The organism is Streptomyces sp. NPDC007088 (genome assembly GCF_042869355.1).
GTDB lineage: Bacteria > Actinomycetota > Actinomycetes > Streptomycetales > Streptomycetaceae > Streptomyces.
In genome coordinates, this window is record NZ_JBIAFO010000005.1 from 303443 (window position 1) to 324914 (window position 21472).

At 73.4% G+C, this 21472-nt stretch carries 18 protein-coding genes; 17 read left to right on the forward strand and 1 reads right to left on the reverse strand.

Annotated features, from left to right (window positions below):
- The 13 genes from ACFYMP_RS11045 (at nt 1) to ACFYMP_RS11105 (ending at nt 15665) form a co-directional block, all read left to right on the forward strand.
- Nucleotides 1-1287 (forward strand): dihydroorotase, encoded by a 1287-nt coding sequence (locus ACFYMP_RS11045; protein WP_388854035.1) that lies wholly within the window; start codon nt 1-3, stop codon nt 1285-1287.
- The gene (locus ACFYMP_RS11050) at nt 1284-1871 is read left to right on the forward strand and encodes a hypothetical protein (protein ID WP_388854038.1); all 588 of its coding nucleotides are present in this window, start codon (nt 1284-1286) and stop codon (nt 1869-1871) included. Before ACFYMP_RS11045 ends, ACFYMP_RS11050 begins: the two co-directional genes overlap by 4 nt.
- Nucleotides 1868-3013, forward strand: a complete 1146-nt coding sequence (gene carA, locus ACFYMP_RS11055; RefSeq protein WP_388854041.1) for a glutamine-hydrolyzing carbamoyl-phosphate synthase small subunit — start codon at nt 1868-1870, stop codon at nt 3011-3013. Before ACFYMP_RS11050 ends, carA begins: the two co-directional genes overlap by 4 nt.
- Complete coding sequence (gene carB, locus ACFYMP_RS11060) at nt 3006-6320, forward strand: carbamoyl-phosphate synthase large subunit (protein WP_388854044.1); 3315 nt, start codon at nt 3006-3008, stop codon at nt 6318-6320. Before carA ends, carB begins: the two co-directional genes overlap by 8 nt.
- A 129-nt stretch (nt 6321-6449) precedes the next feature.
- On the forward strand, nt 6450-7559 hold the full coding sequence (locus ACFYMP_RS11065) for a quinone-dependent dihydroorotate dehydrogenase (protein WP_388854047.1): 1110 nt from the start codon (nt 6450-6452) through the stop codon (nt 7557-7559).
- The gene (pyrF, locus tag ACFYMP_RS11070; protein WP_388854050.1) at nt 7556-8422 is read left to right on the forward strand and encodes an orotidine-5'-phosphate decarboxylase; all 867 of its coding nucleotides are present in this window, start codon (nt 7556-7558) and stop codon (nt 8420-8422) included. Before ACFYMP_RS11065 ends, pyrF begins: the two co-directional genes overlap by 4 nt.
- 347 nt (nt 8423-8769) lie before the next feature.
- The gene (locus ACFYMP_RS11075; protein WP_119288626.1) at nt 8770-9093 is read left to right on the forward strand and encodes an integration host factor; all 324 of its coding nucleotides are present in this window, start codon (nt 8770-8772) and stop codon (nt 9091-9093) included.
- 61 nt (nt 9094-9154) lie between these two features.
- Entirely contained in the window at nt 9155-9748 is a 594-nt protein-coding gene (gene gmk, locus ACFYMP_RS11080; protein WP_388854053.1) for a guanylate kinase, read from the forward strand.
- Nucleotides 9749-9777: 29 nt separating this feature from the next.
- The gene (gene rpoZ / locus ACFYMP_RS11085; RefSeq protein WP_030610454.1) at nt 9778-10050 is read left to right on the forward strand and encodes a DNA-directed RNA polymerase subunit omega; all 273 of its coding nucleotides are present in this window, start codon (nt 9778-9780) and stop codon (nt 10048-10050) included.
- A gap of 173 nt (nt 10051-10223) precedes the next feature.
- Entirely contained in the window at nt 10224-11435 is a 1212-nt protein-coding gene (gene coaBC / locus ACFYMP_RS11090; RefSeq protein ID WP_388854057.1) for a bifunctional phosphopantothenoylcysteine decarboxylase/phosphopantothenate--cysteine ligase CoaBC, read from the forward strand.
- Between the two features lie 275 nt (nt 11436-11710).
- On the forward strand, nt 11711-12934 hold the full coding sequence (metK, locus tag ACFYMP_RS11095) for a methionine adenosyltransferase (RefSeq protein ID WP_388854060.1): 1224 nt from the start codon (nt 11711-11713) through the stop codon (nt 12932-12934).
- A gap of 109 nt (nt 12935-13043) precedes the next feature.
- Nucleotides 13044-13427 carry a VOC family protein gene (locus ACFYMP_RS11100; protein ID WP_388854063.1) on the forward strand — a complete coding sequence of 128 codons (384 nt, stop codon included), beginning with the start codon at nt 13044-13046 and terminating at the stop codon, nt 13425-13427.
- Between the two features lie 48 nt (nt 13428-13475).
- Nucleotides 13476-15665 carry a primosomal protein N' gene (locus tag ACFYMP_RS11105; RefSeq protein WP_388854066.1) on the forward strand — a complete coding sequence of 730 codons (2190 nt, stop codon included), beginning with the start codon at nt 13476-13478 and terminating at the stop codon, nt 15663-15665.
- A gap of 152 nt (nt 15666-15817) precedes the next feature.
- Here the strand turns inward: ACFYMP_RS11105 and ACFYMP_RS11110 are convergent, their stop codons facing one another.
- On the reverse strand, nt 15818-16381 hold the full coding sequence (locus ACFYMP_RS11110; protein ID WP_388854069.1) for a hypothetical protein: 564 nt from the start codon (nt 16379-16381) through the stop codon (nt 15818-15820).
- 431 nt (nt 16382-16812) lie between these two features.
- Here ACFYMP_RS11110 and fmt point away from each other — a divergent pair, with 431 nt between their 5' ends.
- From fmt to ACFYMP_RS11130, 4 genes are all read left to right on the forward strand, one after another.
- Complete coding sequence (gene fmt / locus ACFYMP_RS11115) at nt 16813-17742, forward strand: methionyl-tRNA formyltransferase (protein WP_388854071.1); 930 nt, start codon at nt 16813-16815, stop codon at nt 17740-17742.
- A 172-nt stretch (nt 17743-17914) separates the two neighbouring features.
- Nucleotides 17915-19393, forward strand: coding sequence for an RsmB/NOP family class I SAM-dependent RNA methyltransferase (locus ACFYMP_RS11120; protein ID WP_388854074.1), 1479 nt, complete (start codon nt 17915-17917; stop codon nt 19391-19393).
- 155 nt (nt 19394-19548) lie between these two features.
- Entirely contained in the window at nt 19549-20244 is a 696-nt protein-coding gene (rpe, locus tag ACFYMP_RS11125; RefSeq protein WP_388854077.1) for a ribulose-phosphate 3-epimerase, read from the forward strand.
- A 181-nt stretch (nt 20245-20425) separates the two neighbouring features.
- On the forward strand, nt 20426-21469 hold the full coding sequence (locus tag ACFYMP_RS11130) for a sugar-binding transcriptional regulator (protein WP_388854080.1): 1044 nt from the start codon (nt 20426-20428) through the stop codon (nt 21467-21469).
- Nucleotides 21470-21472: the final 3 nt, after the last annotated feature.

Sequence of the window (21472 nt, forward strand, 5' to 3'; positions counted from 1 at the left end):
ATGAGCAAGACCCTGATCCGAGGTGCCCGGGTCCTGGGCGGCGAGCCGCAGGACGTCCTGATCGACGGAGAGACCATCGAGGCGGTCGGCACCGGCCTGAGCGCCGAGGGCGCCACCGTCGTCGAGGCCGCGGGCCGGGTCCTGCTGCCCGGACTCGTGGACCTCCACACCCACCTGCGCGAGCCCGGCCGCGAGGACTCCGAGACCGTCCTCACCGGGACCCGCGCCGCCGCCGCCGGCGGCTACACCGCCGTGCACGCCATGGCCAACACCTTCCCGGTCGCCGACACCGCCGGCGTGGTCGAGCAGGTGTGGCGCCTGGGCCGCGAGTCCGGATACTGCGACGTGCAGCCCGTCGGCGCCGTCACCGTCGGCCTGGAGGGCAAGCAGCTCGCCGAACTCGGCGCGATGCACGACTCGGCCGCCTCCGTGAAGGTCTTCTCCGACGACGGCAAGTGCGTGGACGACGCCGTGATCATGCGCCGCGCCCTGGAGTACGTGAAGGCCTTCGGCGGAGTCGTCGCCCAGCACGCGCAGGAGCCCAGGCTCACCGCGGGCGCCCAGATGAACGAGGGCACCGTCTCCGCCGACCTCGGGCTCGGCGGCTGGCCCGCCGTCGCCGAGGAGTCGGTCATCGCCCGGGACGTGCTGCTGGCCGCGCACGTCGGCTCCCGCGTGCACATCTGCCACCTCTCCACGGCCGGCTCCGTCGAGATCGTGCGCTGGGCCAAGTCCAAGGGCTGGGACGTCACCGCCGAGGTCACCCCCCACCACCTCCTGCTCACCGACGAACTCGTCCGCACCTGGGACCCGGTCTACAAGGTCAACCCCCCGCTGCGCACCGAGGCCGACGTCCTGGCGCTGCGCGCGGCGCTCGCCGACGGCACGATCGACTGCGTCGCCACCGACCACGCCCCGCACCCGCACGAGGACAAGGACTGCGAGTGGGCCGCCGCCGCCATGGGCATGGTCGGCCTGGAGACCGCGCTGTCCGTCGTCCAGCACACGATGGTGGACACCGGGCTGCTCGACTGGGCCCAGGTCGCCGACCGGATGTCCGCGCGCCCGGCGCACATCGGCCGCCTGGCGGGCCACGGCCGGCCGGTCGCCGCCGGTGAGCCCGCGAACCTGACCCTGGTCGATCCCGACTACCGTGGAAGCGTGGACCCCGCAGGGTTCGCCTCCCGCAGCCGCAACAGCCCCTACCGGGGCCGGGAACTGCCGGGACGCGTCACCCACACCTTCCTGCGGGGCCGGGCGACGGTCGTGGACGGGAAACTGGCGTGACACTCTTCGAACTGGCCGCGGAGCAGAAGTCCGCGGACGTGACGGACTGGTCGGGACGGATCGGCTGGGTCGTCGGCCTGCTGCTCGTGATCACCCTGGTGTACTGGCTCATGCGCCAGGGCTGGAAGTGGCGCGGCACCCTCCAGTCCGACCTGCCCGCCCCGCCCGGACCCCCGGCCGAGCCCGGTGAGCCGAGCCGCACGCTGAGCGGCCGCTACCACGGCTCCACGACCGCCGGGCAGTGGCTCGACCGGATCGTCGCGCACGGTCTGGGCACCCGCAGCCGCGCCGAGCTGAGCCTGACCCCCGCCGGGCTCCTCGTCGAGCGGCCCGGGGCGCGGGACTTCTTCGTGCCCACCGCCGCGCTGCGCGAGGCCCGCCTCGACAAGGGCATCGCGGGCAAGGTCCTCGCCGAAGGCGGACTGCTCGTCGTCACCTGGGCCCTGGGCGACCGGCTCATCGACTCCGGGTTCCGCTCCGACCGCAGCGCCGAGCACCCCGAGTGGGTCGCCGCGCTCAACGCCGTGAGCGGCCCCGACCACCAGAACCACCCGACCACCACGACGGAAGGCGCCGCACGATGACGACCTCCACTCAGGGGCGCCACCAGACGCCCGATGCCGTACTCGTCCTGGAGGACGGCAGGATCTTCCGGGGCCGTGCCTACGGAGCCGTGGGGGAGACCTTCGGCGAGGCCGTCTTCTCCACCGGGATGACCGGCTACCAGGAGACGCTGACCGACCCCTCCTACCACCAGCAGGTCGTCGTCATGACGGCCCCGCACATCGGCAACACCGGAGTCAACGACGAGGACGCCGAGTCCCGGCGGATCTGGGTCTCCGGCTACGTCGTGCGCGACCCCGCGCGCCGCGTCTCCAACTGGCGCGCGCGGCGCTCCCTCGACGAGGAACTCGAAGCCCAGGGCGTCGTCGGCATCTCCGGGGTCGACACCCGCGCCCTCACCCGCCACCTGCGTGAGCGCGGGGCGATGCGGGTCGGGATCTTCTCCGGCGCCTTTCTCGCCGACGAGGCGGGCCTGCTCGCCAAGGTCCGCGAGGCCCCCGGGATGAAGGGCGCCGACCTCTCCGCCGAGGTCGCCACCGAGCAGGCGTACGTCGTACCCGCCCTCGGGGAGAAGCGTTTCACCGTCGCCGCCGTGGACCTCGGCATCAAGGGCATGACCCCGCACCGCATGGCCGAACGCGGCATCGAGGTGCACGTCCTGCCCGCCACCGCGAGCGTCGAGGACGTCTACGCGGTCCGGCCCGACGGCGTGTTCTTCTCCAACGGCCCCGGCGACCCCGCCACCGCCGAGCACCCGGTCGCGCTGATGCGCGCCGTCCTGGAGCGCTCCACCCCGCTGTTCGGCATCTGCTTCGGCAACCAGATCCTGGGCCGCGCCCTCGGCTTCGGCACGTACAAGCTCAAGTACGGCCACCGGGGCATCAACCAGCCCGTCCAGGACCGCTCCACCGGCAAGGTCGAGGTCACCGCGCACAACCACGGCTTCGCCGTCGACGCGCCCCTCGACGCCGTCTCCGACACCCCCTACGGCCGCGCCGAGGTCTCCCACGTGTGCCTCAACGATCAGGTGGTCGAGGGGCTGCGGCTCCTGGACCGGCCGGCCTTCAGCGTCCAGTACCACCCCGAGGCGGCCGCGGGCCCGCACGACGCCGCGTACCTGTTCGACCGCTTCGTTTCCCTGATGGAGGGCCAGCGTGCCTAAGCGCACCGATATCCAGTCCGTCCTGGTCATCGGCTCCGGCCCGATCGTCATCGGCCAGGCCGCGGAGTTCGACTACTCCGGCACCCAGGCGTGCCGCGTCCTGCGGGCCGAGGGCCTGCGGGTGATCCTCGTGAACTCCAACCCCGCGACGATCATGACCGACCCGGAGATCGCCGACGCCACCTACGTCGAGCCGATCACCCCCGAGTTCGTCGAGAAGATCATCGCCAAGGAGCGCCCCGACGCGCTGCTGCCCACCCTCGGCGGCCAGACCGCGCTCAACACCGCGATCTCCCTGCACGACGCGGGCACCCTCGACAAGTACGGCGTCGAGCTGATCGGCGCCAACGTCGAGGCGATCAACAAGGGCGAGGACCGCGACCTGTTCAAGCACGTCGTGGAGGCCGTCCGGCAGAAGATCGGCCACGGCGAGTCCGCCCGCTCCGTCATCTGCCACACGATGGACGAGGTCGTCGCGGGCGTCGACACGCTCGGCGGCTACCCCGTCGTCGTACGCCCCTCCTTCACCATGGGCGGCGCCGGCTCCGGCTTCGCCCACGACGAGGAGGAGCTGCGCCGCATCGCCGGACAGGGCCTCACGCTCTCCCCGACCACCGAGGTGCTCCTGGAGGAGTCCATCCTCGGCTGGAAGGAGTACGAGCTGGAGCTGATGCGCGACCGCAACGACAACGTCGTGGTCGTGTGCTCCATCGAGAACTTCGACCCGATGGGCGTGCACACCGGCGACTCCATCACCGTCGCCCCCGCGATGACCCTCACCGACCGCGAGTACCAGCGGCTGCGCGACATCGGCATCGCCGTGATCCGCGAGGTCGGCGTCGACACCGGCGGCTGCAACATCCAGTTCGCGGTCAACCCCGAGGACGGCCGGATCATCGTCATCGAGATGAACCCGCGCGTCTCCCGCTCCTCCGCCCTCGCCTCCAAGGCCACCGGCTTCCCGATCGCCAAGATCGCCGCGAAGCTCGCCGTGGGCTACACCCTGGACGAGATCCCCAACGACATCACCGAGAAGACCCCGGCCTCCTTCGAGCCGACCCTCGACTACGTCGTCGTCAAGGCCCCGCGCTTCGCCTTCGAGAAGTTCCCCTCCGCCGACTCCACCCTCACCACCACGATGAAGTCGGTCGGCGAGGCCATGGCGATCGGCCGCAACTTCACCGAGGCCTTCCAGAAGGCGCTGCGCTCCCTGGAGAAGAAGGGCAGCCAGTTCGACTTCGCCGGGCCCACCGGTGACAAAGCCGAGCTGCTGCGCCTCGCGGCGCGGCCCACCGACGGCCGGATCAACACGGTCATGGCCGCGATCCGCGCCGGGGCCACCCCCGACGAGGTCTTCGAGTCCACCAAGATCGACCCCTGGTTCGTCGACCAGCTCTTCCTCCTCAAGGAGATCGCCGACGAACTCGCCGCCGCCCCCGAGCTGACCCCCGCGCTGCTCGCCGAGGCCAAGCGGCACGGCTTCTCGGACCAGCAGATCGGCGGCGTCCGCGGACTGCGCGAGGACGTCGTGCGCGAGGTGCGGCACGCCCTCGGGGTGCGCCCGGTCTACAAGACGGTCGACACCTGCGCCGCCGAGTTCGCCGCGAAGACCCCGTACTTCTACTCCTCCTACGACGAGGAGAGCGAGGTCGCCCCGCGCGAGAAGCCCGCCGTGATCATCCTCGGCTCCGGGCCCAACCGCATCGGCCAGGGCATCGAGTTCGACTACTCGTGCGTCCACGCCTCCTTCGCGCTCAGCGACGCGGGCTACGAGACCGTCATGGTCAACTGCAACCCCGAGACCGTCTCCACCGACTACGACACCTCCGACCGGCTCTACTTCGAGCCGCTCACCCTGGAGGACGTCCTGGAGATCGTGCACGCCGAGCGGCAGGCCGGACCGGTCGCGGGCGTCATCGTCCAGCTCGGCGGCCAGACCCCGCTGGGCCTGGCCCAGGCGCTCAAGGACAACGGCGTACCGATCGTCGGCACCCCGCCCGAGGCCATCGACGCCGCCGAGGACCGCGGCGCCTTCGGCCGGGTCCTCGCCGAGGCCGGGCTGCCCGCGCCCAAGCACGGCACCGCCACGACCTTCACCGAGGCCAAGGCCATCGCCGACGAGATCGGCTACCCCGTCCTCGTACGCCCCTCGTACGTCCTGGGCGGACGCGGCATGGAGATCGTCTACGACGAGACCCGCCTGTCCTCCTACATCGAGGAGTCCACCGAGATCAGCCCGAGCAGGCCCGTCCTGGTCGACCGCTTCCTCGACGACACCATCGAGATCGACGTGGACGCGCTCTACGACGGCGAGGAGCTGTACCTCGGCGGCGTCATGGAGCACATCGAGGAGGCCGGCATCCACTCGGGCGACTCGGCCTGCGCCCTGCCGCCCATCACCCTCGGCGGCCACGACATCAAGCGGCTGCGCGCCTCCACCGAGGCCATCGCCAAGGGGGTCGGCGTCCGCGGGCTCATCAACATCCAGTTCGCGCTGTCCGGCGACATCCTCTACGTCCTGGAGGCCAACCCCCGCGCCTCGCGCACCGTGCCCTTCACCTCGAAGGCCACCGCGGTCCCGCTCGCGAAGGCCGCCGCCCGCATCTCGCTCGGGGCCACCGTCGCCGAACTGCGCGCCGAGGGCCTGCTGCCGCGTACCGGCGACGGCGGCACCCTCCCGATGGACGCGCCGATCTCCGTCAAGGAGGCCGTCATGCCCTGGTCCCGGTTCCGGGACACCTCGGGGCGCGGCGTCGACACGGTGCTCGGCCCGGAGATGCGTTCGACCGGTGAGGTCATGGGCATCGACGCCCAGTTCGGCACCGCCTACGCCAAGTCCCAGGCCGGGGCCTACGGGCCGCTGCCTACCAAGGGCCGCGCGTTCATCTCCGTCGCCAACCGCGACAAGCGCTCGATGATCTTCCCCGCCCGCGAACTCGTCGCCCACGGCTTCGAACTGCTCGCGACCTCCGGGACCGCCGAGGTCCTCAAGCGCAACGGCATCAACGCCACCCCCGTCCGCAAGCTGTACGAGGGGGAGGGGCCGAACGGCGAGAAGACCATCGTCCAGCTCATCCACGACGGCGAGGTCGACCTCATCGTCAACACCCCGTACGGCACCGGCGGCCGGCTCGACGGCTACGAGATCCGCACCGCCGCCGTCGCCCGCGCCGTGCCCTGCCTGACCACGGTCCAGGCACTGGCCGCCGCCGTCCAGGGCATCGACGCCCTGAACCGGGGCGAGACCGGGGTCTGTTCGCTGCAAGAACACGCGCAGCGGCTGACAGCCGCCCGACAGGACGCCTGATCCGACGAGGGGGACACCGGAAACGGTGTCCCCCTCTCCATGAGCCCACCACCTCCGGGGCGGACCCGCCCGCCCCGTGACCTCCCGCCCCCGGGCCCGCCCGGCCCCCGGACCGTACGGACGACCCCCGTGTACGCACTCCTGTTCCGCCTCCTCTTCCGGCGCCTGGACCCCGAGCAGGCCCACCACCTCGCCTTCCGCTGGATCCGCCTCGCCGCCCGCGTTCCCGTTCTGCGCACCTTCCTCGCCGCCGTCCTCGCCCCGCGCGACAAGACGCTGCGCACCGAGGCCCTCGGGCTGCGGATGCACAGCCCCTTCGGCCTCGCCGCGGGCTTCGACAAGAACGCCGTCGGGATCGACGGCATGGCCATGCTCGGCTTCGACCACGTGGAGATCGGCACGGTCACGGCGCGGCCGCAGCCGGGCAACCCGAAGAAGCGGCTGTTCCGCCTCGTCGCGGACCGCGCCCTGATCAACCGCATGGGCTTCAACAACGAGGGCTCCGCGGCCGTCGCCGCCCGCCTCGCCGCCCGCAGGCCGGTCTTCCGCACGGTCGTCGGCGTCAACATCGGCAAGACCAAGGTGGTCCCGGAGTCCGAGGCCGTCGCCGACTACGTGACCTCCACCGAACGGCTGGCCGCCCACGCCGACTACCTCGTCGTCAACGTCTCCTCGCCCAACACCCCCGGCCTGCGCGCCCTCCAGGCCACCGAGGCGCTGCGCCCCCTGCTGACCGCCGTCCGTGAGGCCGCCGACCGCACGGTGCCCGGCCGCCACGTGCCGCTCCTGGTCAAGATCGCCCCCGACCTCCTCGACGAGGACGTGGACGCCGTCGCCGACCTCGCCGTGGACCTCGGGCTCGACGGGATCATCGCGACCAACACGACCGTGGCCCGCCAGGGGCTCGGCCTGCGCTCCGGCCCGGCTCTCGTCCAGGAGACCGGCGGACTGTCCGGCGCTCCCCTCAAGGAACGCTCCCTCGAAGTGCTGCGCCGCCTGTACGCCCGCGTCGGCGACCGCATCACCCTCGTCGGCGTCGGCGGGATCGAGGACGCCGAGGACGCGTGGCAGCGCATCCTGGCCGGGGCCACCCTCGTCCAGGGCTACAGCGCCTTCATCTACCAGGGCCCCTTCTGGGCCCGCGGCCTCCACAAGGGCCTCGCCGCCCGGCTGGCCACCAGCCCCTACGCGAGCCTCGCCGAGGCGACCGGCGCCGACACCAGGAAGGCCCACGCATGAGCGAGCCGACGACCGCGGGCGGCCCCGAGCCCTTCGGCACCCGCCTGCGCCGCGCCATGGACACCCGGGGGCCCCTGTGCGCCGGGATCGACCCGCACGCCGCCCTCCTGCACTCCTGGGGGCTGAACGACGACGTCAGGGGCCTGGAGACCTTCACGCGCACCTGCGTGGAGGCGCTCGCCGACCGCGTCGCCGTCCTCAAGCCCCAGTCCGCGTTCTTCGAGCGCTTCGGCTCGCGCGGCGTCGCGGTCCTGGAGAAGGCCGTCGAAGAGGCACGCGCGGCCGGCGCCCTCGTCCTGATGGACGCCAAACGCGGCGACATCGGCTCGACCATGGCCGCGTACGCCGCGACCTACCTGGACCAGGACTCCCCGCTGTTCAGCGACGCGGTGACCGTCTCCCCCTACCTCGGCTTCGGCTCGTTGCGCCCCGCCCTGGACGCGGCGGCCGCGTCCGGGGCCGGTGTCTTCGTCCTCGCCCTCACCTCCAACCCGGAGGGCGCCGAGGTCCAGCGCGCCACCGCCGCCGACGGCCGCAGCCTCGCCCAGGTCATGCTCGACCACATGGCGGCCGAGAACGCGGGCGCCCGGCCGCTCGGCTCGGTCGGTGCCGTCGTCGGCGCGACCCTGGGACAGGCGGGCGCCGACCTCGCGATCAACGGGCCCCTGCTCGCCCCAGGCATCGGCGCCCAGGGCGCGAGCCCCGCGGACCTGCCCGGCGTCTTCGGCCCCTCGGTGCATCAGGTGGTGCCGAGCGTCAGCCGGGGTGTCCTGCGCCACGGCCCCTCCGTGGACGCTCTGCGCGCCGCCGCCGCCGGGCTGACCGAGGAGATCCGCGCGGTTGTCGACCGGGCTCCCCGGTAACGGGCGGACTTCCCGGACGTCTCGGACACCGAGGGTGTACGGGCCGTGGCAGGGGGCACCCGGGGAACGCCGAGGCGGGCAAGGGCAGAAGGGGGGTACCGGGTGTCGTACGCACCTTCGTACAGCAGTTCTGAGCGAAAACCCGACTGTTTTGTCCTAAATGCCCCTGTCAACAAGTGCTGACCAGGACTTTTCCGCTGTTCTCGCTGACTGGAGCCCTCCGGGCCGCTAGTCTCCGACGAGAGCGGACGAGCGCGGTATCTGGTTCGCCGCTCGCCTGGTGGTGGGGCACCCAGCTTCCTCACCGGTCCGTATCCGACAAGTTCGACATCCGAGGTGACGTAGGCGTGGCTCTTCCGCCCCTTACCCCTGAACAGCGCGCAGCCGCGCTCGAAAAGGCCGCCGCGGCTCGCCGGGAGCGGGCCGAGGTCAAGAATCGACTCAAGCACTCAGGTGCCTCCCTCCACGAGGTCATCAAGCAGGGTCAGGAGAACGACGTCATCGGCAAGATGAAGGTCTCCGCCCTGCTGGAGTCGCTGCCCGGCGTCGGCAAGGTCCGCGCCAAGCAGATCATGGAGCGCCTCGGCATCTCCGAGAGCCGCCGTGTGCGGGGGCTCGGCTCCAACCAGATCGCGTCGCTGGAGCGCGAGTTCGGCAGTACCGCGGCCTGACACCGCGCGGTGCCGGGGGATCAGGTTCCCCGGCACCCCGCGGAGGCTGGATAATCTCCACATGGCTGCTTCATCCCGGGGGACGTCCCCCGTACCCCCGGTCGTACGTCCGCGGCTGACCGTGCTCTCCGGCCCCTCCGGGGTCGGCAAGAGCACGGTCGTCGCTCATATGCGCAAGGAACACCCCGAGGTCTGGCTCTCCGTGTCGGCGACGACCCGCAGGCCCCGCCCCGGTGAGCGGCACGGAGTGCAGTACTTCTTCGTCTCCGACGAGGAGTTCGACAAACTGATCGCCAACGGCGAGCTGCTGGAGTGGGCCGAGTTCGCGGGCAACCGCTACGGCACCCCCCGCCACGCCGTCGCCGAGCGGCTGGAGAACGGCGAACCCGTGCTGCTGGAGATCGACCTCCAGGGGGCCCGGCTGGTGCGCGAGTCCATGCCGGAGGCCCGGCTGGTCTTCCTCGCCCCGCCGAGCTGGGAGGAACTGGTGCGCCGGCTCACCGGCCGCGGCACCGAACCGCCCGAGGTCATCGAGCGGCGGCTGGAGGCGGCGAAGACCGAACTCGCGGCCGAGTCCGAGTTCGACGTGACCCTGGTCAACACCGCCGTCGAGGACGTGGCCCGCGAGCTGCTAGCCTTGACATCAGTCTCATGATTTCTTTTCCCCCTTTCGGAAGGTAGAGCGTGTCCTCTTCCATCACCACGCCCGAGGGCATCATCAACCCGCCGATCGACGAGCTGCTCGAAGCCACCGACTCGAAGTACAGCCTTGTCATCTACGCGGCCAAGCGTGCGCGCCAGATCAACGCGTACTACTCGCAGCTCGGCGAGGGCCTCCTCGAGTACGTCGGGCCGCTTGTGGACACCCACGTCCACGAGAAGCCGCTCTCGATCGCGCTGCGCGAGATCAACGCGGGTCTGCTGACCTCCGAGGCCGTCGAGGGCCCCGCGCAGTAAGGCCCCGCGTGGGCAGTCCGCGCAGTCAGTCACCGGCGGTACGGCCGTCGGCACGGCGTCATCGTTCTCCCCCACGGACCCGGCAGCACCGCTGCCGGGTCCGTGGTGTGTGATGGACACCAGAGATCGCCGCGAGCGGGCCCGCCGCCCGCGGCCCGAGCCGGGAGCCAGTGGTGGACAAGCCGAAGGTAGTGCTGGGGGTCAGCGGCGGCATCGCCGCCTACAAGGCGTGCGAACTGCTGCGCCGGCTGACCGAGTCCGGCCACGAGGTCCGGGTCGTCCCCACCGAGGCCGCCCTGCACTTCGTGGGCGCCGCCACTTGGTCGGCCCTCTCCGGCCACCCCGTCTCCACCGAGGTCTGGGAGGACGTCCACGAGGTACCGCACGTCCGCCTCGGGCAGCGGGCCGACCTCGTCGTCGTCGCACCGGCGACCACCGACCTGCTGGCCAAGGCCGCGCACGGCCTCGCCGACGACCTGCTCACCAACACCCTGCTGACCGCCCGCTGCCCGGTCGTGTTCGCCCCCGCCATGCACACCGAGATGTGGGAGCACCCGGCCACCCAGGAGAACGTGGCGACCCTGCGCCGCCGCGGCGCCCTGGTCATCGAGCCGAGCGTGGGCCGCCTCACCGGCGCCGACACCGGAAAGGGCCGCTTCCCCGACCCGGACGAGATCTTCGCGTACTGCCGCCAGGTGCTCGCGCGCGGTGCCCGGGGCGAGAAGGCGGCCGATCTCAAGGGGCGGCGGCTCGTGATCAGCGCGGGGGGCACGCGGGAACCGCTCGACCCGGTGCGCTTCCTCGGCAACCGCTCCTCCGGGAAACAGGGCTACGCCCTCGCCCGCACGGCGGCCGCCCGGGGCGCCGAGGTCACCCTGATCGCCGCCAACACGACGCTGCCGAGCCCGGCCGGCGTCGATCTGGTGTCCGTCGGCACGACCGCCGAACTGCGCGCAGCCGTCCTGCGCGCGGCCGAGGACGCGGACGCCGTGGTGATGGCGGCGGCGGTCGCCGACTTCCGGCCCGCCCAGTACGCCACCGGGAAGATCAAGAAGAAGGAGGACCAGGAGCCGCAGCCGCTGGCCCTGGTCCGCAACCCCGACATCCTCGCCGAGATCTCCGCCACTCGGCCGCGCCCCGGTCAGCTGATCGTGGGATTCGCCGCCGAGACCGACGAGGTCCTCGCGCACGGCCGCGACAAGCTCCGGCGCAAGGGCTGCGACCTGCTCGTCGTCAACGAGGTCGGGGAGACGAAGACCTTCGGCGCCGAGGAGAGCGAGGCCGTGGTGCTCGGCGCCGACGGCAGCGAGACCCCGGTGCCGTACGGGCCCAAGGAGACGCTCGCCGACACGGTCTGGGATCTGGTCGTCGCCCGTCTGCCGTAACCGGCGCCGCCGTACCGGAGCGGTCCCGAACGGTCCGTGAACCGCGCCGTGTTGCGGTCACGCAAAACCGTTCGGATATCCGGCGCGGCCTCTGGCGCCGCTTCGGACCCTGTCCGAGAATGCAGTGCCGCTGATCACAGGGCTCCCAAGGGGCGAGACACCTGGGTCGACGGCACAGAGTGACCGATAAACTGGCGGGGAACCCGCGCCGGGTGCAGCTCCCGGCAAGGTTCGCCCATGATCAGCCAGCAGCCGCTGCAACCCCAGGGAGCGATGTGTCCCGCCGTCTGTTCACTTCGGAGTCTGTGACCGAGGGTCACCCCGACAAGATCGCTGACCAGATCAGCGACACCATTCTCGACGCGCTGCTGCGCGAGGACCCCACCTCGCGCGTCGCCGTCGAGACTCTGATCACCACCGGCCTGGTCCACGTGGCCGGCGAGGTGACCACCAAGGCGTACGCGCCGATCGCGCAGCTCGTGCGCGAGAAGATCCTCGACATCGGCTACGACTCCTCGAAGAAGGGCTTCGACGGCGCCTCCTGCGGCGTCTCCGTCTCGATCGGCTCGCAGTCGCCCGACATCGCGCAGGGCGTCGACTCCGCGTACGAGAAGCGCGTCGAGGGTGCCTCCCGCGGCGACGACGGGGACGAACTCGACAAGCAGGGCGCCGGCGACCAGGGCCTGATGTTCGGCTACGCCTGCGACGAGACGCCCGAGCTGATGCCGCTCCCCATCCACCTCGCGCACCGCCTGTCCCGGCGGCTGTCCGAGGTCCGCAAGAACGGCACCATCCCCTACCTGCGCCCCGACGGCAAGACGCAGGTCACCATCGAGTACGACGGGGACAAGGCCGTCCGCCTCGACACCGTCGTCGTCTCCTCGCAGCACGCGAGCGACATCGACCTCGACTCGCTGCTGGCCCCCGACATCCGCGAGTTCGTCGTGGAGCCGGAGCTCAAGGCGCTGCTCGACGACGGCATCAAGCTGGAGACCGAGGGCTACCGCCTGCTCGTCAACCCGACCGGCCGCTTCGAGATCGGCGGCCCGATGGGCGACGCCGGCCTGACCGGCCGCAAGATCATCATCGACACCTACGGCGGTATGGCCCGCCACGGCGGGGGCGCCTTCTCCGGCAAGGACCCCTCCAAGGTCGACCGGTCCGCCGCGTACGCGATGCGCTGGGTCGCGAAGAACGTGGTGGCCGCCGGTCTCGCCTCGCGCTGCGAGGTCCAGGTCGCCTACGCGATCGGCAAGGCCGAGCCGGTGGGCCTCTTCGTCGAGACCTTCGGCACCGCCAAGACCGACGTCGAGAAGATCGAGCAGGCCATCGCCGAGGTCTTCGACCTCCGTCCGGCCGCGATCATCCGCGACCTCGACCTGCTGCGCCCGATCTACTCCCAGACCGCCGCGTACGGCCACTTCGGCCGCGCGCTGCCGGACTTCACCTGGGAGAGGACCGACCGCGTCGACGCCCTGCGCAAGGCCGCCGGCCTGTAGGCCCGGCCCCGCTCCCCGGGCCCGCCCCTCCTTCGGGAGGGGCGGGCCCGGGGCGTTGTCGGCACCAAGGCGGTGGCGCGGCAGAGGGGGGTCATGCAGGGTGGGGCACATGGTTTCGGTGGTGCGGAACATCGCGGTCGACTGTGCGGACGCCTATGGACTGGCGCGGTTCTGGAGTGCGGCGACCGGGGCGCCCCTGCATCCGGAGAGCGGGCCGGGGGACCGGGAGACGCAGGTGCTGCTGCCCGAGGGGCCCGTGCTGCACTTCAATCAGGTGCCCGAGGCGAAGATCGTCAAGAACCGGGTCCACCTGTGTCTGCGCCCGGAGACCTCCCGCGAGGAGGAGGTCGGGCGACTGCTGGGGCTGGGCGCCACCCTCGTCGCCGACCGGCGGGAGCGCGACGGCACCGGCTGGGCCGTCCTCGCGGACCCGGAGGGCAACGAGTTCTGCGTTCTGCGCGGTGCGTACGACCACGCCGCCTCGTCCACCTGATCCGAAGGCGGCCCCACGGCCGGGCGCGCTGTCCGAGCCGTCTGGTAGATGTGGGGTGTGAGCAGCGAGGACACGGGCGGGGAGCCGGGCGAGCGGGGTGGCGGGCCACAGCAGTTGGCCCTCATCCGGGAGAGCGTGCGCAAGGCCAGGGCGCCGAAGGCGAAACCACGCACCTGGCGCGGTGCGCCGCTCGCCGAGTCCCTGCCCGTGGCGCGGGTCCTCGTGAACAAGGGGGTGCTCCACCTCGACCGGTACTTCGACTACGCCGTGCCCGAGGAGCTCGACGCCCGAGCGCAGCCCGGAGTGCGGGTGCGGGTGCGGTTCGGGGCCGGCCGGCATCAGGTGCGCGACGGACGCCGCGAGGGCGGCGGCCTCATCGACGGGTTCCTCGTGGAGCGGGTCGCCGCCTCCGAGTACACGGGCCCGCTCGCCGCGCTCGCCCAGGTGGTGTCCACCGAGGCGGTGCTCTCCCCGGACCTGCTCGCCCTGGCCCGCGCCGTCGCCGACCGGTACGCGGGCAGTCTCGCCGACGTACTGCAACTCGCCGTGCCGCCACGCAACGGGCGCGCGGAGGCCCGGCCCTCGCCCGAGCCGCTGCCGCCCCCGCCCGCCCCCGCCCCCGGGAGCTGGGAGCGCTACCCGCAGGGGCCCGCGTTCCTCGACGCCCTCGCCCGCGGGCAGTCACCGCGCGCCGTGTGGACCGCCCTGCCCGGTCCGCGGTGGGCCGAGGAGATCGCGCGGGCGGTGGCCGCGACCCTCGCCTCCGGACGCGGAGCCCTCGTCGTCGTTCCCGACGGACGGACCACCGGGCGCGTCGACGCGGCGCTCACCGAGGTGCTCGGCCCCGGACGGCACGCGGTGCTCACCGCCGACGCCGGGCCCGAGAAGCGCTACCGCGAATGGCTCGCCGTGCACCGGGGCTCGGTGCGCGCCGTCGTCGGCACCCGCGCCGCGATGTTCGCCCCCGTCCGGGACCTCGGCCTCGTCGTGATCTGGGAGGACGGGGACAGCAGCCACAGCGAGGACCACGCCCCGCAGCCGCACGCGCGCGAGGTGCTGATGCTGCGCGCCACCCTGGAGAGCCGTTCGGCGCCGGCCGGAGCCGCGCGCCGCTGCGCGTTCCTGCTGGGCGCGGTCGGCTGCACCGTGGAGGCCGCCCAGCTCGTGCAGAGCGGCTGGGCGCACCCCCTCGCGGCCGGCCGCGAGACGACGAGGGCCGCCGCCCCGCTCGTACGCACCGTCGGCGACCACGACCTGGCCAGGGACGAGGCGGCCCGCGCCGCCCGGCTGCCGAGCCTCGCCTGGCAGGCCGTCCGGGAGGGGCTCGCACACGGTCCCGTCCTCGTCCAGGTCCCGCGCCGGGGATACGCGCCCCGGCTCGCGTGCGCCCAGTGCCGCGCCCCGGCCCGCTGCCGGCACTGCGCCGGGCCGCTGGAGGCGCCCGACGCGCAGCGGCTGCGCTGCGGCTGGTGCGGGCGCACCGAGGCCGACTGGGCGTGCGCGACCTGCGGCGGTACCCGGCTGCGCGCCCAGATCGTCGGGGCCCGGCGCACCGCCGAGGAGCTGGGCCGGGCCTTCCCCGCCGTCCCGGTCCGCACCTCGGGCCGCGAGCAGGTCCTGGACACGGTCCCGGGCTCACCGGCGCTCGTCGTCTCCACGCCGGGCGCCGAGCCGGTCGCCGAGGGCGGGTACGCGGCGGCTCTCCTGCTCGACGGCTGGGCGATGCTCGGCCGCCCCGACCTGCGGGCCGAGGAGGAGGCTTTGCGCCGCTGGCTGGACGCGGCCGCGCTGGTGCGCGGGCAGGAGGCGGGCGGCACCGTCGTGGTGGTCGCGGAGCCGACCCTGCGCCCCGTGCAGGCGCTGGTGCGCTGGGACCCGGTGGGCCACGCCGTACGCGAACTGGGGGAGCGGGCCGATCTCGGCTTCCCCCCGGTCTCCCGGATGGCGGCCGTCTCCGGGCCCGCAGCCGCCGTCGCCGACTTCCTCGAAGGGACCACGCTCCCGGCGGGCGCCGAGGTGCTGGGACCGGTACCGCTGCCGGTGACCGGTACGGGCCGGCCGCGCCGCCCCGGGGGGCCGCCGCCCGGGGAGCAGTGGCAGCGCGCCCTGATCCGGGTCGAGCGCGGCGGCGGCGCCGAGCTGGCCCGGGTGCTGAAGACGGCTCAGGCCGCCCGCATGGCCCGGAGCAAGGCGGCCGAACCGGTCGTGGTGCGCATCGATCCGCCGGACATCGGCTGAGGCGTACGCCCGGCGGGGCCCGCCCCTCACGCACGAGCGCCCCCCGGCCGGCACTGTCGCGTACCGGAAGGGAGGCGCTCGTGCGCGCTGCTCGACTGCGGAAGCTCAGAAGCGCTGCGGGCGGTGCGGAAAGCGTGCCGCGCGACGGGCCGTCAGCCCTGGCGGGGGCCCGGCAGGGCGCCCTGCCGGGAGTCCTCGCGCAGGGCCGTGCCCGTGGCCGTCGGCTGCGCCGGCATGGCCCGAGCGGCGGGCACCGTGGGCAGTGCCCCGGCCCCCGGCGGGAGCGAGGAGAGCGGGGCCGCGGCCGGCAGAACCCTGCCGGCCTGCGGATCGCCCGAGCGCTCGGCCTCGGCCGCCGCCTGCGCGGTGGCCCGGCGAGCCCCGTAACGGCGGTGCACCGCCTGCTTGGTGACACCGAGGGCGGAGCCCACCGCGTCCCACGAGAAACCGAGGGAGCGGTCGAAGTCCACGGCGGCGGTGACGAGCGTCTCTACGCTCTCCCGGAGCTCCTGGGCGAGCCGGACGGTGGGTGCGGGGGCACGCCCGTACACCACGAATCCGGTGGAAGGCCCGGAACGGCGGGGGCGGTAGACGTTGCCCAGCTGGGCGGTCAGGGTACGCAGTGCGTCCACCTGCCGACGCACCCGCTCGATGTCCCGCACCAGCAGATGCAGGCTGGCCCGAGCCTGGGCGTCGTGGGTTGCGTGGTCGGCCATGAACAAGCCTCTCGAACCGGCGAAGATGAGGATGGGTGGGTGACGAGATGAAGGACGGGGCGAAGGACGAGACGAGGAGTGGAAGCGGGGCCCGGGTGCGAGTCGCCCCGGGTGGGAGGGGGTGGAGGTCGGCTGAAGGGACGGGGTGGTGGAACGGAACGCCGCCGTGGCGGGTGGGTGCTGCTGCCCGCCCTCGGTCAACGCTGCTTTGACAACGCGCCGCCCCTTGAGTAGTCACGGGGGAGGGGCGTGAGCGCCCACGCGCAGGGCGCACAAGGGCGCGTACGCCCCCCTGAGACAGACCTGCGGCAGACCTGCCGCACAGCCCGCGCCCGGCCGGCCCTCTGCGGGCGGCCGGCCCCCGCCGACGGCCCGGCGGAGCCTAGAATGAACGGCCCGCCTTCCCCCGCCCGAGAGGCCGAACGCCCCTTATGAAGCTCGTCTTCGCCGGTACCCCCGAGGTAGCCGTTCCCGCACTGGACGCCCTGCTCGCCTCCGGACGGCACGAGGTGGCCGCCGTCGTCACGCGCCCCGACGCCCCGGCCGGCCGGGGGCGCAGGCTCGTCGCGAGCCCCGTGGCCGAGCGGGCCGAGGAGGCGGGGATCGAGGTGCTGAAGCCCGCGAAACCCCGCGAGGAGGGCTTCCTGGCCCGGCTGCGCGAGATCGCGCCCGACTGCTGCCCCGTCGTCGCCTACGGCGCGCTGCTCCCGCGCGTCGCCCTGGACATCCCGGCGCACGGCTGGGTCAACCTGCACTTCTCGCTGCTGCCCGCCTGGCGCGGCGCGGCCCCCGTGCAGCACGCCGTCATGGCGGGCGACTCCCTCACCGGGGCCTCCACCTTCCTGATCGAGGAGGGTCTGGACTCGGGGCCCGTCTACGGCACCGTGACCGAGGAGATCCGGCCCACCGACACCAGTGGCGACCTGCTCACCCGGCTCGCCCTCGCCGGCTCGGGGCTGCTCGCCGCGACGATGGACGGCATCGAGGACGGCAGCCTCAAGGCCGTACCGCAGCCCGCCGAAGGCGTCTCGCTCGCCCCGAAGATCGACGTCGAGGACGCGCGGGTCGACTGGACCGCGCCCGCGCTGCGCGTCGACCGCGTGGTGCGCGGCTGCACGCCCGCCCCCGGCGCGTGGACGGTGTTCCGCGGCGAACGCCTCAAGCTCGTCGCCGTCACCCCCGTCCCCGAGCGCACCGACCTCGCGCCCGGGGACGTGCACGCCGGGAAGAAGAACGTGTACGTCGGCACCGGTTCGTACGCCGTGGAACTGCTCTGGGTCCAGCCCCAGGGCAAGAAGCCGATGGCGGCCGCCGACTGGGCGCGCGGAGTGCGGATCACCGCCGGCGAGAAGCTGGGCTGAGCCCCGCGCGGGCCGGGTCCGCTCGGGCCGGGCCCGCCCGTGCGGCTTCGCGCGGTGCCGGGCCCGGGGCGCCCGCCCCGGCGACGTACGCTGGCGGGAGCCGTCCGTGATCGAGGACGGCGATCCCGTACGGCGGGCCCCGGGCCCGGTTCGTCCCAGCAGCGGAGCACCTTTGAACGACCAGCCTCACCGGCCCCGGCAGCACGGCGGCCCCCAGTCCGGCAGCCGCGGTTCAGGACGCGGGGGGAACGGCAAGGGCCGCCCCTACCGCAGGCCGCAGAAGGACCCCGTCCGCGTCCTGGCCTTCGACGCGCTGCGCGCCGTGGACGAACGCGACGCCTACGCCAACCTCGTCCTGCCGCCGCTGCTGCGCGCCGCCCGGGAGAAGGGCGGCTTCGACACCCGCGACGCGGCGCTCGCCACCGAACTCGTCTACGGGACGCTGCGCGGCCAGGGGACGTACGACGCGATCATCGCGGCCTGCGTGGACCGCCCGCTGCGCGAGGTGGACCCGCCCGTCCTCGACGTGCTCAGCCTCGGCGCGCACCAGTTGCTCGGGACGCGCATCCCCTCGCACGCCGCCGTGTCCGCGACCGTCGAACTGGCCCGGGTCGTGCTCGGCGACGGGCGTTCCAAGTTCGTCAACGCCGTCCTGCGCAAGATCGCCCGCGACGACCTCGACGGCTGGCTGGAGACCGTCGCCCCGCCCTACGACGAGGACCCCGAGGAACACCTCTCGGTCGTCCACTCGCACCCCCGCTGGATCGTCTCCGCGCTGTGGGACGCGCTCGGCGGCGGACGCGGCGGCATCGAGGACCTCCTCGCCGCCGACAACGAGCGCCCCGAGGTCACCCTCGTGGCCCGGCCGGGACGCACCGACGCCGGCCGGCTGCTCGACTCCCTCGGACCCGACCGGGCGCTGCCCGGCCGCTGGTCGCCGTACGCCGTCCGGCTCACCGAGGGCGGCGAGCCCGGGGCCATCGAAGCGGTCAAGGAGGGCCGGGCGGGGGTCCAGGACGAGGGCAGTCAGCTCGTCGCCCTCGCCCTCGCGGGCGCCCCGCTGGAGGGCCGTGACGAGCTGTGGCTCGACGGCTGCGCGGGGCCGGGCGGAAAGGCCGCGCTGCTCGCCGGGATCGCCGCCGGCCGGGGCGCCCGGCTGCTCGCCGCCGAGAAGCAGCCGCACCGGGCCGGCCTCGTCGCCAAGGCGCTCGACGGCACCCCGGGCCCCTATCAGGTGATCGCCGCCGACGGCACCAGGCCGCCGTGGCGGCCCGGCAGCTTCGACCGCGTCCTGGTCGACGTGCCGTGCACCGGGCTCGGGGCGCTGCGCCGCAGGCCCGAGGCGCGGTGGCGCAGGCGCCCGGAGGACCTGGAGGGTTTCGCCCCGCTCCAGCGCGGACTGCTGCGGGAGGCCCTGCGCTCGGTCCGGGTCGGCGGCGTCGTGGGCTACGCGACCTGCTCCCCGCACCCCGCCGAGACCCGCGCCGTGGTCGACGACGTCCTGCGCGCTTCCCCGGGCGCCGAACTCATCGACGCGACCGGCCTGATGAGCGGCGTCCCGATGGTGGGCGAGGGCCCGGACGTGCAGCTGTGGCCGCACGTCCACGGCACGGACGCGATGTACCTCGCGCTGATCCGCCGCACGGCCTGAACCCTCCCGGGCCGCCGTACCCCCAGGGCACGGCGGCCCGGGGCGGTCGGCCGTCGCGGGCCGGAGGGGCGCCTCGTCGTCCCCGGGCCCGCCGGCCCCCGCCCCACCGTGGCCCGCGCGTCGCCGCGCCCCCGTTCCATGGCAGGCTTGAGCCCATGGCCGTGCAGATCAACCCCAGCATCCTGTCCGCCGACTTCGCGCGTCTCGCCGAGGAGGCGAGGGCCGTCGAAGGCGCCGACTGGCTCCACGTCGACGTCATGGACAACCACTTCGTGCCCAACCTGACGCTGGGCGCCCCCGTCGTGGAGGCGCTCAGCAAGGCGACGGACACCCCGCTGGACTGCCATCTGATGATCGAGGAGCCCGACCGCTGGGCCCCCCAGTACGTCGAGGCGGGCGCCGGTTCCGTGACCTTCCACGCCGAGGCCGCCGCCGCCCCCGTGCGGCTGGCCCGCGAGATCCGGGCCAAGGGGGCGCGCGCCTCGATGGCGCTCAAGCCCGCGACCCCCGTCGAGCAGTACGAGGACCTGCTGCCCGAACTCGACATGCTGCTGATCATGACCGTGGAGCCCGGATTCGGGGGGCAGGCGTTCCTCGACATCACGCTGCCCAAGATCCGCCGCACCCGTCAGCTGATCGCCAAGCACGGTCTCGACCTGTGGGTGCAGGTCGACGGCGGGGTCTCGGCCGAGACCATCGAGCGCTGCGCCGACGCCGGCGCGGACGTCTTCGTGGCCGGTTCCGCCGTCTACGCCACCGACGATCCCGAGGCCGCCGTGCGGATGCTGCGCCACCAGGCGCAGGAGGCCACCGCCGCCGCTGCCTGGGCCGGCCCGGCCGGCGAGCACTGACAAACGGCGGCGGGAGAACGCCCGGCGGGCCCGGTGGGTACGGGGAAGCGGCAGGAAAGCGCCGAAGACGGACGGCCCGCGGGGACGGCGGGACACGACTGGGCCACGGGAACGTGAAGCAGGCCCGCGAGGGCTGATCAGGCCACGCCGCATCTGCGAGGATGAACGGCGTATCCAGAGTGTGAACAGCAGTGAGGAGATCGCCGTGTCCGCGATGTCGGCGGGTCGGGCAGCCATGCGGATGGGACCCGCTGAGCTGGTCCAGGCGGCGGCCATGGCCCGCCGCTTCTACCTGGAGGGCAAATCCAAGATCCAGATCGCCGAGGAGTTCGGCGTGAGCCGCTTCAAGGTGGCCCGGGTCCTGGAGACCGCTCTCGAAAGGGATCTCGTACGGATCGAGATCCGCGTACCGGCCGAGCTGGACGCGGAGCGCTCCGACGCGCTGCGCGCCCGCTACGGCCTGCGGCACGCCGTGGTCGTCGAGTCGCCGGCCGAGGCCGACGACTCCCCGGACCCGGAGAACCTGGGCGATGTGGCGGCCGACCTGCTCGGCGAGCTGGTCCACGAGGGAGACGTCCTGGGCCTGGCCTGGGGCCGTTCCACGATTCACATGGCCACCGCCCTGCACACCCTCCCGCCGTGCACGGTCGTGCAGCTCACCGGCGTGTACGACGCGGGCACGGCTGAACGCGGTTCGGTCGAGGCGGTCCGGCGGGCCGCGCAGGTCTCCGGCGGTGAGGCGCATCCCATCTACGCGCCGATGCTGCTGCCCGATCCGGCGACCGCCGCCGCGCTGCGCGGCCAGACCGGGATCGCACGGGCCTTCGAGTACTTCGACAAGGTCACCGTGGCCGCCGTGTCCATCGGCTCCTGGGAGCCGGGGATCTCCACCGTGCACGACATGCTGAGCGCCGAGGAGCGCCGCCACTACGCCTCGCTGGGCGTGGCCGCGGAGATGTCCGCGCACCTCTTCGACGCGCAGGGCCGCCGGGTGGGCCGGGACCTGGGGGAGCGGTGCATCACCGTCGAACCCGACCGGCTGCGCCGCATTCCGGAGGTCGTGGCCATCGCGGGCGGGCACCGCAAGGCCGCCGCGATCGACGCCGTCCTGCGCTCGGGCCTGGTCACGAGCCTCGTGACGGACACCGCCGCCGCCGACTACCTGCTCACCGCGGGCGGCCCGCCGCATCCGGCGCTGGAGCGCGCGGACCCGGACGACCACTGAGCG